Source organism: Bradyrhizobium sp. 155 (genome assembly GCF_023101105.1).
Taxonomy (GTDB): Bacteria; Pseudomonadota; Alphaproteobacteria; order Rhizobiales; family Xanthobacteraceae; genus Bradyrhizobium; species Bradyrhizobium canariense_D.
The window spans coordinates 3,811,512-3,826,101 of sequence record NZ_CP064704.1 but is presented as its reverse complement, the minus strand read 5'-3'; the positions used below and the strand labels follow the sequence as shown (position 1 = coordinate 3,826,101).

The following is a 14,590-nucleotide window of genomic DNA, read 5'->3' as shown; positions in this document are numbered from 1 at the left end:
ATCAACCGGGGTGGCGGGCAAGAGACCGGCGGAAATAGCGATGCGGGTTCTCTGAAAACCCCGCATCGCAGGAGCAAATTCTCCTCGCCCGCCACTTCCGAGAATCTTATTCGCTCAAATCCGAGCCAGTTGGAACCGGCTCGGATGACCGTAGGCTGACATCTAGTAGACGTCAGCCTGGAAGCGGCCCGTCTTCTTGAGTTCTGCGACAAAACTGACGGCTTCGTCGGTCGAACGCGCCCCGAATTGGGCGACGATATCGACCAGTGCACGCTCGACGTCCTTGGCCATGCGTTTGGCATCGCCGCAGATGTAGAAATGCGCCCCCTCGGCGAGCCACGTCCACACCTCGCGGCCGACCTCGCGCATGCGGTCCTGCACATAGAACTTCTTCTCGCCGTCGCGCGACCAGGCCAGCGACATACGCGTGAGCAGGCCCGAGGTCTTCATCGCGTTGAGCTCCTCCTGGTAGAAGAAGTCGCAATCGCTGCGCTGATGGCCGAAGAACAGCCAGTTCTTGCCAGGCGCACCGGTCGCCTTGCGGTCGAACAGGAAGGCGCGGAACGGCGCAATGCCGGTGCCGGGGCCGATCATGATGATCGGCGTCTTCGGATCCTGCGGCAGGCCGAAATTGTGCGCCTTCTGCACATAGACCTTGAGCTTCTCGCCCTCAGCGATGCGCTCGCCGAGGAAGGTCGAGGCAACGCCGATGCGCTTGCGTTTGCCGATCACGTAGCGCACGGAATCGACCGTCAGCGACAGCTTTCCAGGCGTCGCATTGTGCGAGGACGAGATCGAATAGAGCCGCGGCTGCAGCGGCTCGAGCGCCTCCACGAAGGCTTCGGGATGCGGCCGCGTGCCCGAGAACTTCTGCAGCGCCGCCATGACGTCGAGCGTTGCGGCATCGCCATCGGGATCCTCGCCCTGTGCCAGCGCCCGCGCCTTCTCGCGCTGCGCGCCGCCGGTGATGAAGGAGAGCAGTTCGAATAGCGTGTCGGGCGCCGGCGACAACGAGACGTCGTCGATCAGCACCTCGCGCAGCGTCTTGCCGTTGACCTTCGTGGTGTGGGAGGCACCGAGCAACGCGATGACCTGGTCGACGAGGCCGAGCTCGTTCCGCGCGAACACGCCAAAACTGTCACCGACGACGTAGTCGAGTTTGCTCTCGGAGAGATCGAACTCGACGTGATAGGTTTCCTTCTCGGACTTTCCCTTGTTGAGAAGACGGCGCGACAGGAAGGTCGCCGCAACGGGGTTGTCCCGCGAGCGGCCGGGCTCGGCGATCGTCACGGTCACGGCGGGGGCCGCCACCGCGTCTTGCTTGTCAGCCGGCTTTGCCGCCGGCGCCTTGTCCAGCTCTTCGTGCAACGACTTCAGCATCCGTGCGGTTTCCTTGCCACCGGGGACGCAGAGGTTGAGGCGCGCTTCACTGCGGCTCGCGATCGCCTCCGAATAGTCGTGGCAATTGTAGCCGCACTGCCCGCAATCCTGCTGCGCCATCGCCGCCATCATCTTGCGCCGCACGGGACGGCCTTCGGCGAGCTTCATCCGATCGGCGATCGGCATGGTCTGGTCGTGCCACGGCGCTTCACCGTCGTCACCGTCACCAGCCTGCATGACCGCGGCGCCCTGCTCCGCCGACAGCGGCGTGGCCGCCTCAGGCGACAGCAGCCCGGCAAAGAAGCCGTTCAGCCAGGAGCGTTGCGCGTCGGAGAACGGGGCGCTCGTGGGAATAATGTCGAGTTTGGGTGGAGGGCTGATCTGGTTCATGAGGACACCTCGGCATCGGCAAGCTTGCGCAGCGTCTCGCCGTCGTGGCGGCGCGCAAAGGACAGGAAGGTTTCGTCAGGAGACGAGCGATGGGCGATATAGGCCTTGAGCAGCCCTTCGACCGTCTTCGGCGCGTCCTCGGCCTTGAGGTCGTGATAGACCTCCTGACCGACGTCGGCGTCAGGACCGAACCCGCCGCCGGTGAAGAGATGATAGCCCTCCACCGTGTCCTCCTCGTTGACAGGCACGCGCGCCCCGATCAGACCGATGTCGCTGATGTAGTGCTGGGCACAGGAATGGTGGCAGCCGGTGACGTGGATGTTGACCGGCTTGTCCATCTCGACGCGCGGCTCGCACCATTCGCCGATCTCGGCGGCGTGACGCTTGGTGTTGGAGGCGGCAAAGCGGCAACCGGCATTGCCGGTGCAGGCGATCAGGCCGGCGCGGATGTGCGAGGCCTCGGCCGCGAGCCCGATCTGCTTGATCGCCGCAACGGCAAGCTCGACATTCTCGTCACGCACCCCTGATATCAGCAGGTTCTGCCAGACGGTCAGACGGATCTCGCCGTCACCGAGGTCCAGCGCCACCTTGGCGAGACCCCGCATCTGATCGCAGCTGATCTTGCCGAGCGTCAGCGACACGCCGATCCAGTTCAAGCCGTCCTGCTTCTGCTTGTGCACGCCGATATGCGCCATGCGGTCCGCGGCCGGCCGCGGCGCAAACGCCTCTTCCGTCACGCGCGTGAACGGCGTCTTCAGCCGCTCTTCGACCAGCTTGAGAAAGCCGTCATGGCCCATGGCGTCGAGCACGTATTTCAACCGCGCCTTGTTGCGGTTGGTGCGGTCGCCGTGCTCGATGAAGACGCGCACGATGGCGTCGGCAACGGCGGTAGCGTCTTCAGGCTTGACGACGATGCCGGAATATTTCGCAAAGTCCTTGTGGCCGGTGATGCCGCCGAGGCCGAGGCGGAACCAGATCCCGGGTTCGACGCCGAACCCATCCTTCACCTCATACGCCGTGAAGGCGATGTCGTTGGTCTCCTCGAGCACCGCGATCTTGCCGGCGCCGTCGAAGGCGACGTTGAACTTGCGCGGCAAGCCATACAACGAGCGATCGTTCAGGATGTGGTAGTGCCACTCGCGCGCATAAGGCCGCGTGTCGATCAGCTCCTGCGGATCGATGCCCGCCGTCGGCGTTCCCGTCACGTTGCGGATGTTGTCGGCGCCGGAGCCGCGCGAGCACAGGCCGAGATCCTGTATGCCCTCGATCAGCTTCACGGCGTTCTTCGGCGGGATCTCGCGAAGCTGGAGATTGGCACGCGTCGTGACGTGGCTGTAGGGCCCGCAGGTTTCATCGGCGAGGTCGGCAAGGCCGGACAGTTGCCAGTGCTTCATGATGCCGTTCGGAATGCGCAGACGGCACATGTAGGAGTCCTGCGTCGGCGCGACGTAGAAGATGCCGTAATAGCGCCAGCGGAAATTATCCGCCGGGCTCGGCGGCGTATTGTCGAGCGCCTGCTGGCGGAGACGCGGATAGGCATCGAAGGGATGCTCGTCGCGCTTGACCTTCTCCTGGTCGGCGAGCTTCTTGCCCGCGGCGATCACCTTGTCCTGCGCCTTGATGTGCACGGCATCGGGACCGGTCGGCTCGGCGTTCGCCTTGCCGGCGCCGCCGCCGAGACCGCGACCGACCCGGCTGATCTGCAGACCGGTCGTGAAGCCTTCAAGGTAGCGTTTCTGGTCGTCGGTAAAGTCGACTGAGACGGTGTCGAGTTTCATGGTCAGTAACGAAGCTCCTGCGGCCACCTGGGTGGTTTCGACGGAAAGTGCACGACCCGCGAGGAGCTCGGCTGGCTCGAGAGCCGGCTGCGCACCCAGCGGTCCGAACAGCTTCGTTGCTGGGGACTGGCGCAGCAGGCATCTGTGACAGGCTGGCCGCACTGCAACATTCAAGTTGCGTGCCAGCTTCGATGAAATGAAAATGTGTGAGGTATCAGGTAATTAAGAGCGCGCCGGGGAACTCTGGGCTCCGGAACTCTTATGAAATTCGAGCAGTCGGCCTAAAATTTAGACTCGGATCTCCAGCGCTCAAAAACGATGCAGACCCGAATCACACCTTCCAGCGGCCCACCTCGAAGGCCTCGAGATGCCCCCGAATATTGGCGGGATCGAAGGCGGGGCCGGCGAATGCGCCGAATGCCGCGGGGGCTTGGGCGGGCGGCCGGCGCCCGAGGGCGCCGTCGTAGAGATCGGGCCTGAACACGGCCATCGCCGTCTTGACGCCGTCGGGCGTCAGCGTCGTCTGCCCCCAGCGCACCATCTGCGCATAGAGCCAGGCGGCCTGGACCGGATCGGGGCGCCCTGCTTCCTCGCGTCCCACCAGGAGGTAGCTGCCGCTCTCGCGAAAGGTGCCGTCCGGCGAAATCTTGAGGCGCCCCGTGAGGGTGCGCTGGATGACTTCGGCATCGACGCCGATCCGCTCCGGCTGCGCCAGGATCTGCGCCGCTTCGGTCCGGTTTTCGGGATGCTCGATGAACTCGGCGGCTTTCACCGCCGCGCGCACCAGGCTGGCTACCACGTCGGGATTCTTGTCAGCCCAGACCTGGCGGAGCGCCAGCACCTTCTCGGCCGCATGGGCCAGGATGTCGGAGACGAAATGCAGGATGTGGCCGATCCCGAGATCGACCGCGATCGAATTCCAGGGCGCACCGACGCAGAACGCATCGACATGCCCATTGGCAAGACTGTCGACCATATAGGGCGGCGGCAGCACGACCAGCCGCACGTCCTCGTCGGGATCGACGCCGGCCGCCGCCATCCAGAACCGCAATTGATAATTGTGGGTCGAGAACGGGAAGGTCATGCCGAAGGTCAACGGATCGGCCCCAGCCTTGCGCCGCTTGGTGACCACGCGCGCCAACGCTTTTGCCGTGGCGAGCGGATCGAAGCGGTCGCCGTCGATCTCCTCCATCAGCGCGGTATGAAGCGCCGGCGAGACCGTGATCGCGTTGCCGTTGATGCCGAGATTGAAGGGCGCCGCGATCGGCACCTTGACGTGGCCGAGCCCGAGCGAGGACGCAATCGCGACGGGAGCGAGCAGATGCGCGGCGTCGAACAAGCCGATATTGAGCTTGTCGCGGACGTTGGACCAGGAGACCTCGCGGACCAGTTCGACCTCGAGCCCTTCAGCCGCGGCAAATCCCTTGTCGACGGCAACGATCAGCGCTGCGGCATCGACCAGCGGAATGAACCCGATGCGGAGGGGAGCGGTCATTTCAGCATCTCCGACGCGGTGATGATCGACTGGGCGATCTCGCCGATTTTCTTCTTCTCGCGCATCGCAGTGGAGCGCAGCAGCACATAGGCCTCGTCCTCGGTGAGGCCTTTCACCTTCATCAGGATGCCCTTGGCCTTCTCGATGACCTTGCGATCCTCGAGCTGCGACTTGGTACGCTCCAGTTCCTCCTGGAGTTTTGCGAAGGCATTGAAGCGCGACACGCAGAGGTCGAGGATCGGCTTGATGCGCTCCTTCCTCAGCCCGTCGACGATATAGGCGGAGACCCCCGCCTCGACCGAGGCCTGGATCGAGGATGAATCGCTCTGGTCGACGAACATCGCGATCGGCCGCTTCACGGCGCGGCTGACCTGGAACATCGCTTCCAGCACGTCGCGGCTGGGGTTTTCCAGATCGATCAGGATGATGTCGGGATCGACCGCATAAATCCGGGCGAGCAGGCTCTGCATCTCGCGGATATGGACGATCTGCGTAAATCCGGCCTCCCGCAACCCTTCTTCGAGGATCGCAGCCCGGATCGGGCTTTCGTCGACGATCACGATTTTGGGCGACTGTTCGGCGCTCATTGCTCACTCACCACCAGTGATTCATCCATAGCATGCCCGCGAGCCATGCAAAGGGTTGTAATTATGGGCAATTGGGACTAGCTCAACCCTGTCAATCAGGCAGATTTGGATATGGATCAGACGGCTGCGCCGAAGGTCAGCTTCGTGTCGCTCGGGTGCCCCAAGGCTTTGGTGGATTCCGAGCGCATCATCACGCGTCTGCGCGCCGAGGGCTACGAGCTCGCCCGCAAGCATGACGGGGCCGACATCGTCATCGTCAACACCTGCGGCTTCCTCGACAGCGCCAAGCAGGAATCGCTCTCGGCGATCGGCGAGGCCATGGCCGAGAACGGCAAGGTGATCGTGACCGGTTGCATGGGGGCGGAACCCGAGCAGATCGAGCAGGCCTATCCCGGCGTGCTCTCCATCACCGGCCCGCAGCAATATGAGAGCGTGCTGGACGCCGTGCATCGCGCGCTGCCGCCCGCCCACAATCCGCATCTCGATCTGGTGCCGCCGCAAGGCATCAAGCTGACGCCGCGGCACTATGCCTATCTGAAAATCTCCGAGGGCTGCAACAACCGCTGCACCTTCTGCATCATCCCGAAGCTGCGCGGCGACCTGGTCTCGCGACCGGCCAACGACGTGCTGCGCGAGGCCGAGCGCCTGGTCGACGCCGGCGTGAAAGAGCTGCTGGTGATCTCGCAGGACACTTCGGCCTATGGCGTCGATCTGAAATACGCCGAGAGCCCGTGGAAGGATCGCCAGGTCCGCGCCAAATTCATCGACCTCGCGCGCGAGCTCGGCGAGCTCGGCGCCTGGGTCCGGCTGCAATATGTCTACCCCTACCCGCATGTCGACGAGGTCATCGCGCTGATGAACGAGGGCAAGGTGCTGCCCTATCTCGACATCCCGTTCCAGCATGCGAGCCCCGAAGTACTGAAGGCCATGAAGCGCCCGGCGGCGCAGGACAAGACGCTGGCGCGCATCAAGCGCTGGCGCGAGCAATGTCCTGATCTCGCTTTGCGCTCGACCTTCATCGTCGGCTTCCCCGGCGAGACCGATGCGGACTTTGCCTATCTCCTCGACTGGCTGGACGAAGCCGAGATCGATCGGCTCGGCTGCTTCAAGTACGAGCCGGTCGCCGGCGCCACGGCGAATGCGATCGAGAACCCCGTGCCGGAAGAGATCAAGCAGGAGCGCTACAATGCACTGATGGCGCGCCAGCAGAAAATCTCTGCGCGCAGGCTGAAGCGCAAGGTCGGCACGCGCCAGCAGATCATCATCGACGAGGTCGGCCCGACCGTCGCAAGGGGCCGCTCCAAGGCCGATGCGCCCGAGATCGACGGCGCCGTCTACCTGTCGAGCCGCCGCCCCTTGCGCGTCGGCGAGATCGTCACCGCCAAGATCGAGCGCGCGGACCAGTACGACCTCCACGGCAGCGTCGCGGGATTCTGAGATTCCGGTCGCGGCACGCCGGCAAGACCGGCGCGCCTTAGGCATTTTCCACCAGCCGGCGTTCAGGCTGGGCGTGCCCGAACTACGAGGTCATGTCGCTTCTCCCGACGCCTGCTGTTCGTCGCGTGCGGCGAACACTTCCTTGGCTGCGAACAGCCCGTTCAGCGCCGCCGGGAAGCCCGCATAGACGGCCATCTGCATCATGATCTCCACGATCTCGTCGCGAGACAGGCCGACGTTCAGACCCGCCTCGAGATGCACTTTGAGCTGAGGCGCGGCATTTCCGAGCGCCGTCAGCGCGGCGATCGTGGCGATCTCTCGATCGCGCAGGCCGAGGTCCGGGCGGCAGTAAATGTCGCCGAACGGAAACTCGATCACGTATCGTGCGAAATCCGGAGCTATGTCGGCGAGTGAGGCGACGACCTTTTCGCCGGCACTGCCGTCAATGCGCGACAGGGCCCGCTGGCCGCGATCGAAGCGGCTTTCGTCTTGTGTTTGGGCGTGCGTCATTTTCCTTCGTCCTCTGTTCGTCGCTGGCATAGCCGGCGATCTTGGTATCAAGGACGAGCAGGCATTCCTGGAGTTCGGCAATTTGCGTGCGCACCTGTTCCCGGTGGACTTCCAGCATCTGCCGCCGGGCTGGCCCGGTGGCTTCGCCTTCATCCCGAAGCGCCGCATAACGCAACATGCCCCGGATCGGCATTCCCGTGGTCTTGAGCCGACCGAGAAATTCGATCCATGTGAGGATCGATGCGTCAAAGTCGCGCTGGCCGGAGCGATCCCGGTCGGCGTATGGCAGCAGCCCGATGCGCTCATAGTAGCGCAGCGTGTGTGTCGACAGGCCGGTCCGTTTTGCGAGGTCGCCGATCTTCATGTGTGCCCGTTCTCGTACTGACGCACGTACAGATACCCCTTCGAGCGCGCTCTAAGTCAAGGGGGATCGAAGGTGCCGTTCCGGCGAGGTCATGATGACGCGACAGCGGAAGATTTCGGCGCCGGCTGGGCGGCGGCATCGCTGGATGCCCAGCTTCAAGATTCCGCCAGCCATTTCGGCACCCAGCGCTCCGGGCGCGGGGCGCGGGCAAGATCGGCTTGCGCCTCCGACAGCTTCGCGGGCTCGCCCTCGATGGTCGGGCGCACATCATATTCGAAGTTCGGCATGACGCGGCCGTCGGCATAGAGATCGAATTTCATGGCGTACCACAGCCCGAGCTCGGGCTGTGCGCGGCGCATCTCCTCACGCAGATCGCGCAGCAGGGATTCGATCGAGGCGGCTTCCTCGAACGGCTGCGGCCCGCGCGAGAGGACGCGCGCCTCGTACTGCTTGCCGACGATCGCGACCTCGAAATGCGTCTTGTCCCAGGCGTTCTTGCCCTTGGGGAGATGCGCGGCCAGGCGCCAGCCGAGCTCGGCCATCAGGCGATGATTGGCCCAATAGTCTTCGCGACCCCGGCTCCATCTTTCCATGAAGCCGCGAAAGTCGGGCAGCTCCGACGGATCGTCATCGGACGCCGCCATATCCCTGCCCAGCCGTCCGGTGAGCCATTGCGCGAGCTCGACCGTCTGACATTCGACTTCGTCGTGCGGCTTCAGATCGCTCCAAGCGTTGTCGAATTGTTGCGACGTCAGTTTCGCGAGCAGGCCATCGAGGCTCGGCGCCAGCAGCTCGTAATCGCCCTCGGAGCCAAGCCCCACGATCGGCGGATTGTCGCGGTCAAGACCCGCGCCGTACCAGCCGCCAACAGCCGAGCCATCCGGCAGCCGCATGAACAGCGAAAACCTGTCGCGCAAGGGACTGCCGTCAACAATAGGCGCCTGATCCGAAAACTGGCCCTGCAGCGAGAAACACCCGACACTGCCCCAGGGCCGTCCCTTCAGCCAGCCGGCAAAATCCAGTAACAGCGGCGGCGCCTCCATGCCTGGCGGAAACGCGCCGCGAATGCTGTCGAGGTCGATCGAATAAGGCGTGTCGGACAAGGCTTAAAACTATCTGGTTGGTCCCGCCCCTCTTGGTCCGAACCGTCAGGCGTTCGGTTCGAGCCAATTCGCGTTCGCTGATCACAAACGCGCTAGAAACGTAATGGTTTCCCGGCGCGCATCTCTCTCCTGCCCCATGCACGCTGGGCGTGTGGTCTGCAAGGCGGCGCTTGACAAGCCCGGCCATTCGCATGTATTGCCGCGCCCCATGATCAACGCTCGGACCCATCAGCGCACCGAAATGCTCCGCCGTCGCTTCCGCGACGATGAGAGGGTGCGCCATGTCCGACGACGCCGCTGAAGCACTGAATTCAGCGTAGGTTTTCGAGAAGGCCGCACCCGCAAGGTGCGGCCTTCTTGCTTTTCGCGCCCCCTTTTCCACCCGCCTCCAGAGGAGTTCGACATGACCACCGCCACCCATCCGTATGACGCGTTGATGGACATCACCGCTCGGCCCAAGGCCGTGTTCGTTCGCGGCGCCGGCTCCTACCTCTGGGACGACAGCCGCAAGCGCTATCTCGATTTCGTACAGGGCTGGGCGGTCAACTGCCTCGGCCACTCCCCGCCCGCGATCGCCAACGCGCTTGCCGTGCAGGCCAAGCGGCTGCTGACGCCAAGCCCCGCCTTCTACAACGAGCCAAGCCTGAAGCTCGCGCAGGCGCTGGTTGCAGACAGCGCGTTCGACCAGGTGTTCTTTGCCAATTCCGGCGCGGAAGCCAACGAGGGCGCGATCAAGCTCGCGCGCAAATATGGCAGCCTGCATCGAGGTGGCGCGTACGAGATCATCAGCTTCGAAGGCGGCTTTCACGGCCGCACCTTGGCGACGATGTCGGCCTCGGGCAAGAAGGCCTTTGAGCCGCTGTTCGAGCCAAAGGTCGCCGGCTTCAAGAAGGCGAAGCTCAACGACATCGCCTCGGTCGAAAAGCTGATCAACGACAACTCCGTCGCTGTGATGATCGAGCCGATCCAGGGGGAATCAGGCGTATGGCCGGCGACCGATCAGTTCTTGCAGGAGTTGCGCGCCCTCACCGACGCGCACGGCCTCCTCCTGATCTTCGACGAGATCCAGACCGGGATGGGCCGGACCGGCAAGCTCTTCCACTACGAGCACACCGGCATCGCGCCCGACATCATGACGCTCGGCAAGGGCATCGGCGGCGGCGTGCCGCTCGCGGCGCTGCTCGCGACCGAACGCGCGGCCTGCTTCGAGCACGGCGACCAGGGCGGCACGTTCAACGGCAACCCGATCATGTGCGCGGCGGGGCTTGCGGTGCTCGACGAGGTCAGCAAGCCGGAGTTCCTGAAGACGGCGACCGAAACCGGGCTGCTGCTCGAAAGCGAGCTGCAGAAGGTCTCGGCGCGGCATGGGCTCGGGGAAGTGCGAGGTCGCGGGCTCCTGCTCGCGCTCGACCTCAAGCTGCCGATCGCGCCCGGCATCGTCGCGCAGGCGTTCGAGGCCGGCGTCCTCCTCAACGCGCCGCAGGTGGACACGTTGCGCTTCATGCCGGCGCTGAACGTCACGCGGGCCGAGATCGCCGAGATGATCGATTGTCTCGACGGTATCTTGACCAGAGCCGGCGCGGCACGGCGAGTGGCGTAGACGGCTCGCTCTCTCTCCGTCATGGCCGGGCTTGTCCCGGCCATGTACGCCTTGAGGCGCGGCACGAAGAACGTGGATGCCCGGGAAAAGCCCGGGCATGACGACTTCGGCAAGACGTTCTCTACGGCTTCAAGATCGACGCGCCCGTGGTCTTGCGACTCTCGAGATCGATATGCGCCTTGGCGGCGTCTTTGAGCGCGTAGGCATGGTTGATCGGCACGTGCAGCTTGCCGTTAATGACGGCGGCGAACAGCGTGTCAGCGCCTTCCAGCAACTCCTTGCGCGTTCCGATATAGTCGTTGAGCTTGGGCCGGGTCGCAAACAGCGAGCCGTGGGTGTTGAGCTCGGCGATCGAGAACGGCGGCACCGGGCCTGAGGCATTACCGAAGGAGACGAACATCCCGCGCGGCTTCAGGCAGGACAGCGAGCCTGGGAACGTCGCCTTGCCGACACCGTCATAAACCACGTCGCAGCCCTCGTTGCGGCTGATCTGTTTGACGCGCGCAACGAAGTCTTCCTCGTTGTAGAGGATCACATGGTCGCAGCCATTGGCCTCGGCAAGCGCAGCCTTCTCGCGCGAGCCGACGGTGCCGATGACGTGGGCACCCATTGCCCTCGCCCATTGGCAGGCAAGCAGGCCGATGCCGCCGGCCGCGGCGTGGATCAGCACGCGATGATGCGGCTCGACCTTGAAGGTCTTGTGCAGGAGATACCACACCGTCAGCCCCTTCAGCATCAGCACGGCGCCCTGCTCGTGGGTGATGTGGTCGGGCAGCTTGACCAGCCGCTCCCAGGGGATGTTGCGCTCGCCGGTATAGGCGCCGAGATTGTGGTAGTAGGCGACGCGGTCGCCGGGATGGAAATTCGTCACGCCCGGCCCGACCGCGACGACCTCGCCCGAGGCCTCGTTGCCGGCGATGAAGGGCAGCCCCGGCGCCTTGTAGAGGCCGGTGCGGTAATAGACGTCGATGAAGTTCAGGCCGACGGCATGCTGGACGATGCGCACCTCGCCGGGCCCGGGCGCCGGAACATCGACGCTCTCATAGACCAGGGCTTCGGGGCCTCCGACCTTGTGCACACGGACGGCTTTGGTCATCACCTGACCTCCTTTTCTCGCGGGCCAGCGAAAGACATCGCGCCCGCCTTGTCAACTCGACGCGGGCTGGAACGCCTAGACCGACGGCTTGCCGGTCTTCCTGCGGTTGCGTTTCGCTAGCACGTTGAAAAACTCGACCGCTGCCGAGAACGCAATCGCGAAATAGATGTAGCCGCGCGGGATGTGGAATTGGAATCCGTCCGCAACCAGCGCGACGCCGATCAGCACCAGGAAGGCCAGAGCCAGCATTTTCGTGGTCGGATGCTCCGCGACGAACCGCGACACCGGTCCGGCCGAAATGTACATGATGAGACAGGCGATCACGACGGCCGCGATCATGATTTCGAGGTCCTGCGCCATGCCGATCGCCGTGATGATCGAGTCCAGCGAGAACACGATGTCGATGATCACGATCTGGACGATGACCCAGAAGAAAGCGTTACGAGGTGACTTCTCGCCGCCCTCGCCGTCATCGGCTTCGACCTCGCCATGAATCTCGTGCGTCGCCTTCGCAATCAGGAACAGACCGCCGCCGATCAGGATGAGGTCGCGCCAGGAGAAGCCGTAACCGGAAAACGAAAACACCGGCGCGGTCAGGCCGATCAGCCAGACCAGGAGGCTGAGCAGGATGATGCGGAAGATCAGCGCCAGCGCGAGCCCGATCTGGCGGGCGCGGTGCGCCTGCTTCTCGGGAATGCGCGAGACGATCACCGACAGGAAGATGACGTTGTCGATGCCGAGCACGATCTCGAGCGCGGTCAAGGTGAGGAGCGCGGCCCAGGCTTCGGGGCTGGTCAACAGGTGCATCATGCGAAGGATCTTGTCAGCCGTATCAATGCGTCGCTGAAGCTGATCCAGAGCGCGATCGCGCAGAGCGCGACAGTCACACCGGTGCCGACGCGAAAGTCCATCTGCAGCGTGTAGAAGGAGAGCAGAGCCCAGATGGCGATCAGCGACATCGTCAGCCAGCGCAGCCGCACGACGCGCACCGGATGCAGCACGTGGAACGGCACGAAGGTCAGCACCACCAGGGCCGCTACTAGCAGCGTCGAGAGCAGCGGCGGCCAGTGCAGCAGAAACAGATAGAACGCCGCCGCATTCCACAGCGCCGGAAAACCGCGGAAATGATTGTCGTCCGCTTTCATGCGCAGATCGGCGAAATATAATGCGCTGGTGACGATGATGGCGACGCCGAGCAGGGGAGCTGCGACCGGCAGCAGCAAGCCGCTGGCCACGATCGCATAGGCCGGCACGAAGACGTAAGTGACGAAATCGACCACGAGGTCGAGCACGTCGCCCGACCAGTTCGGCTGCACGTCCTTGACGTTGAGCCGGCGCGCGATCGGCCCATCGATCGCGTCGATGATGAGGGCGACGCCCAGCCATTGAAACATCGCCGCCCAGTGCTCACGCACGGCCTCAAGCATCGCCAGCAGCGCGATCGCCGCACCGAACGCGGTGAAGATGTGCACCGAGAAGGCAGCGGCGCGGATCGCGGGCCTGGGCTTCAGGGAATCCTCTTGGCTGTCCATGACTTCTGCTATCAGAATGACACCGGTTTGCACATAAGCCATTGCGGCGCCTGGTCGCACAATTCGTCATAAAATCAGGGAAATATGAGTGGGCTTGAATTTGCCGCGGGGCATGTCCAATGTCGTTCCATGACAGATGCATCGACACTCTTTGACGCGGCCGTGATCGGCGGCGGACCGGCGGGACTGAGCGCCGCCATCGCATTGGCGCAGGCGGGCGCACGGACCGCGCTGGTGGCGCGTCGCATGCCTTATGCCGACAATCGAACCACGGCGCTACTCGGTGCCTCCGTCGATCTGCTGGAGAGCCTCGACGTCTGGCCGCGCTGCAAGGACAAGGCGGCCGCGCTCGAAATCATGCGGCTCGTCGACGACACCGGCCGGCTGTTTCGTGCGCCGGAGGTCCGGTTCTCCTGCCACGAAATCGGCCTCGATGCCTTCGGCTACAACATCGACAACCGCTCGCTGATGCTGGCGCTGGAAGCGCGCGCGGCCGAACTGCCCGATGTCGTCCGTTTCGACGACGAGGCCGAAACTGTCGTCATCGAAGCCGATGACGTCGCGATCCGCACGGCCGCTGCGCAATTTCTCTCGGCCCGCCTCGTGGTCGGGGCCGACGGCCGGCATTCGCTGTGCCGCGAAGCCTCCGGCATCGCGGTGACGCGGCGCGAGCTGACCCAGACGGCACTGACTTTCAACGTCGGGCACGCGCGGCCCCACCGCAACGTCTCGACCGAGTTCCACACCCCGCATGGTCCTTGCGTGTTCGTGCCCCTGCCCGGCGATCGTTCCAGCGTTGTCTGGGTCTCGGCGCCTGCGGACGCCGAGCGGCTTCGCGGCCTGAGCGATGAGGAATTGTCCGCCGCGATCGAGAAGCAGTCGCATTCGATCCTCGGGCGCATGACGGTGGAGCCGGGCCGCCATCTGTTCCCGCTGGCGATCGAACGTCCCAAATCCTTCGGCGGCGACCGCATTGCGCTGGTCGGCGAAGCCGCCCATGTGGTTCCCCCGATCGGCGCCCAGGGTCTCAATCTCGGCCTCCGCGATGCCGCCGACATTGCGAGGCTTGCAGGCGAGGCCATCGCATCAGGCCAAGATCCCGGCGCAGCAGACGTGCTCAAGCGTTATGACCGGGCGCGGCGTCCGGACATCCTGAGCCGGACCTTTGCGATCGACATCGCCAACCGCTCGCTGCTCAACGATTTCCTGCCACTCCAGCCCGTCCGCGCGGTCGGCATGCACCTGCTCGGCGCGATCGGCCCGCTCCGGCGTTTTGCGATGCGCGAGGGGCTCACGCCGACTTGGCGGAAGTAACCGC

13 protein-coding genes are annotated in these 14,590 nt (G+C 64.3%); 3 read left to right on the top strand and 10 right to left on the bottom strand.

The features are described from left to right. Window positions 1–162: 162 nt before the first annotated feature. The 4 genes from IVA93_RS18665 to IVA93_RS18650 all read right to left on the bottom strand — a co-directional run bounded on the left by IVA93_RS18665 (window position 163) and on the right by IVA93_RS18650 (window position 5,630). Window positions 163–1,770 (bottom strand): sulfite reductase subunit alpha, encoded by a 1,608-nt coding sequence (locus IVA93_RS18665; RefSeq protein WP_018457914.1) that lies wholly within the window; start codon window positions 1,768–1,770, stop codon window positions 163–165. Beyond that, window positions 1,767–3,548 carry a NirA family protein gene (locus tag IVA93_RS18660; protein ID WP_018457915.1) on the bottom strand — a complete coding sequence of 594 codons (1,782 nt, stop codon included), beginning with the start codon at window positions 3,546–3,548 and terminating at the stop codon, window positions 1,767–1,769. The genes IVA93_RS18665 and IVA93_RS18660 overlap by 4 nt, the downstream gene beginning before the upstream one ends. A 331-nt stretch (window positions 3,549–3,879) precedes the next feature. Further along, window positions 3,880–5,043 (bottom strand): CmpA/NrtA family ABC transporter substrate-binding protein, encoded by a 1,164-nt coding sequence (locus tag IVA93_RS18655; protein WP_018457916.1) that lies wholly within the window; start codon window positions 5,041–5,043, stop codon window positions 3,880–3,882. Then, window positions 5,040–5,630 carry an ANTAR domain-containing response regulator gene (locus IVA93_RS18650; protein WP_007590901.1) on the bottom strand — a complete coding sequence of 197 codons (591 nt, stop codon included), beginning with the start codon at window positions 5,628–5,630 and terminating at the stop codon, window positions 5,040–5,042. Before IVA93_RS18650 ends, IVA93_RS18655 begins: the two co-directional genes overlap by 4 nt. 111 nt (window positions 5,631–5,741) lie before the next feature. Here IVA93_RS18650 and rimO point away from each other — a divergent pair, with 111 nt between their 5' ends. Next, window positions 5,742–7,067, top strand: a complete 1,326-nt coding sequence (gene rimO / locus IVA93_RS18645; RefSeq protein WP_018457917.1) for a 30S ribosomal protein S12 methylthiotransferase RimO — start codon at window positions 5,742–5,744, stop codon at window positions 7,065–7,067. A gap of 90 nt (window positions 7,068–7,157) precedes the next feature. On the opposite strand, the gene IVA93_RS18640 is transcribed toward rimO, so the two are convergent. The 3 genes from IVA93_RS18640 to IVA93_RS18630 all read right to left on the bottom strand — a co-directional run bounded on the left by IVA93_RS18640 (window position 7,158) and on the right by IVA93_RS18630 (window position 9,044). Further along, window positions 7,158–7,577, bottom strand: coding sequence for a carboxymuconolactone decarboxylase family protein (locus IVA93_RS18640; protein WP_026233462.1), 420 nt, complete (start codon window positions 7,575–7,577; stop codon window positions 7,158–7,160). Beyond that, complete coding sequence (locus tag IVA93_RS18635; RefSeq protein ID WP_085353092.1) at window positions 7,510–7,941, bottom strand: MerR family transcriptional regulator; 432 nt, start codon at window positions 7,939–7,941, stop codon at window positions 7,510–7,512. Before IVA93_RS18635 ends, IVA93_RS18640 begins: the two co-directional genes overlap by 68 nt. 155 nt (window positions 7,942–8,096) lie before the next feature. After that, window positions 8,097–9,044, bottom strand: a complete 948-nt coding sequence (locus IVA93_RS18630; protein ID WP_085384083.1) for a hypothetical protein — start codon at window positions 9,042–9,044, stop codon at window positions 8,097–8,099. A 403-nt stretch (window positions 9,045–9,447) separates the two neighbouring features. Between IVA93_RS18630 and IVA93_RS18625 the strand changes: the two genes are divergently transcribed. After that, on the top strand, window positions 9,448–10,644 hold the full coding sequence (locus IVA93_RS18625) for an acetylornithine transaminase (protein WP_085384082.1): 1,197 nt from the start codon (window positions 9,448–9,450) through the stop codon (window positions 10,642–10,644). A gap of 121 nt (window positions 10,645–10,765) precedes the next feature. On the opposite strand, the gene IVA93_RS18620 is transcribed toward IVA93_RS18625, so the two are convergent. From IVA93_RS18620 to pcsA, 3 genes are all read right to left on the bottom strand, one after another. Next, entirely contained in the window at window positions 10,766–11,740 is a 975-nt protein-coding gene (locus tag IVA93_RS18620) for a quinone oxidoreductase family protein (RefSeq protein ID WP_018457922.1), read from the bottom strand. Window positions 11,741–11,815: 75 nt separating this feature from the next. After that, window positions 11,816–12,550, bottom strand: a complete 735-nt coding sequence (locus IVA93_RS18615) for a TerC family protein (RefSeq protein ID WP_018457923.1) — start codon at window positions 12,548–12,550, stop codon at window positions 11,816–11,818. Then, complete coding sequence (gene pcsA, locus IVA93_RS18610) at window positions 12,547–13,314, bottom strand: phosphatidylcholine synthase (RefSeq protein WP_085353096.1); 768 nt, start codon at window positions 13,312–13,314, stop codon at window positions 12,547–12,549. The genes IVA93_RS18615 and pcsA overlap by 4 nt, the downstream gene beginning before the upstream one ends. An 87-nt stretch (window positions 13,315–13,401) precedes the next feature. Here pcsA and IVA93_RS18605 point away from each other — a divergent pair, with 87 nt between their 5' ends. Beyond that, window positions 13,402–14,586: a UbiH/UbiF family hydroxylase gene (locus IVA93_RS18605; RefSeq protein WP_018457925.1), complete on the top strand. Its 1,185-nt coding sequence runs from the start codon at window positions 13,402–13,404 to the stop codon at window positions 14,584–14,586. Window positions 14,587–14,590 lie beyond the last annotated feature (4 nt).

Excerpts from the sequence above, each read along its gene's own strand:
- IVA93_RS18635 (WP_085353092.1), bottom strand. The coding sequence starts at position 7,941 with ATGAAGATCGGCGACCTCGCAAAACGGACCGGCCTGTCGACACACACG.
- IVA93_RS18620 (WP_018457922.1), bottom strand. The coding sequence starts at position 11,740 with ATGACCAAAGCCGTCCGTGTGCACAAGGTCGGAGGCCCCGAAGCCCTG.
- IVA93_RS18625 (WP_085384082.1), top strand. The coding sequence starts at position 9,448 with ATGACCACCGCCACCCATCCGTATGACGCGTTGATGGACATCACCGCT.
- IVA93_RS18650 (WP_007590901.1), bottom strand. The coding sequence starts at position 5,630 with ATGAGCGCCGAACAGTCGCCCAAAATCGTGATCGTCGACGAAAGCCCG.
- pcsA (WP_085353096.1), bottom strand. The coding sequence starts at position 13,314 with ATGGCTTATGTGCAAACCGGTGTCATTCTGATAGCAGAAGTCATGGAC.
- IVA93_RS18660 (WP_018457915.1), bottom strand. The coding sequence starts at position 3,548 with ATGAAACTCGACACCGTCTCAGTCGACTTTACCGACGACCAGAAACGC.
- IVA93_RS18615 (WP_018457923.1), bottom strand. The coding sequence starts at position 12,550 with ATGATGCACCTGTTGACCAGCCCCGAAGCCTGGGCCGCGCTCCTCACC.
- IVA93_RS18655 (WP_018457916.1), bottom strand. The coding sequence starts at position 5,043 with ATGACCGCTCCCCTCCGCATCGGGTTCATTCCGCTGGTCGATGCCGCA.
- IVA93_RS18605 (WP_018457925.1), top strand. The coding sequence starts at position 13,402 with ATGACAGATGCATCGACACTCTTTGACGCGGCCGTGATCGGCGGCGGA.
- rimO (WP_018457917.1), top strand. The coding sequence starts at position 5,742 with ATGGATCAGACGGCTGCGCCGAAGGTCAGCTTCGTGTCGCTCGGGTGC.
- IVA93_RS18665 (WP_018457914.1), bottom strand. The coding sequence starts at position 1,770 with ATGAACCAGATCAGCCCTCCACCCAAACTCGACATTATTCCCACGAGC.
- IVA93_RS18640 (WP_026233462.1), bottom strand. The coding sequence starts at position 7,577 with ATGACGCACGCCCAAACACAAGACGAAAGCCGCTTCGATCGCGGCCAG.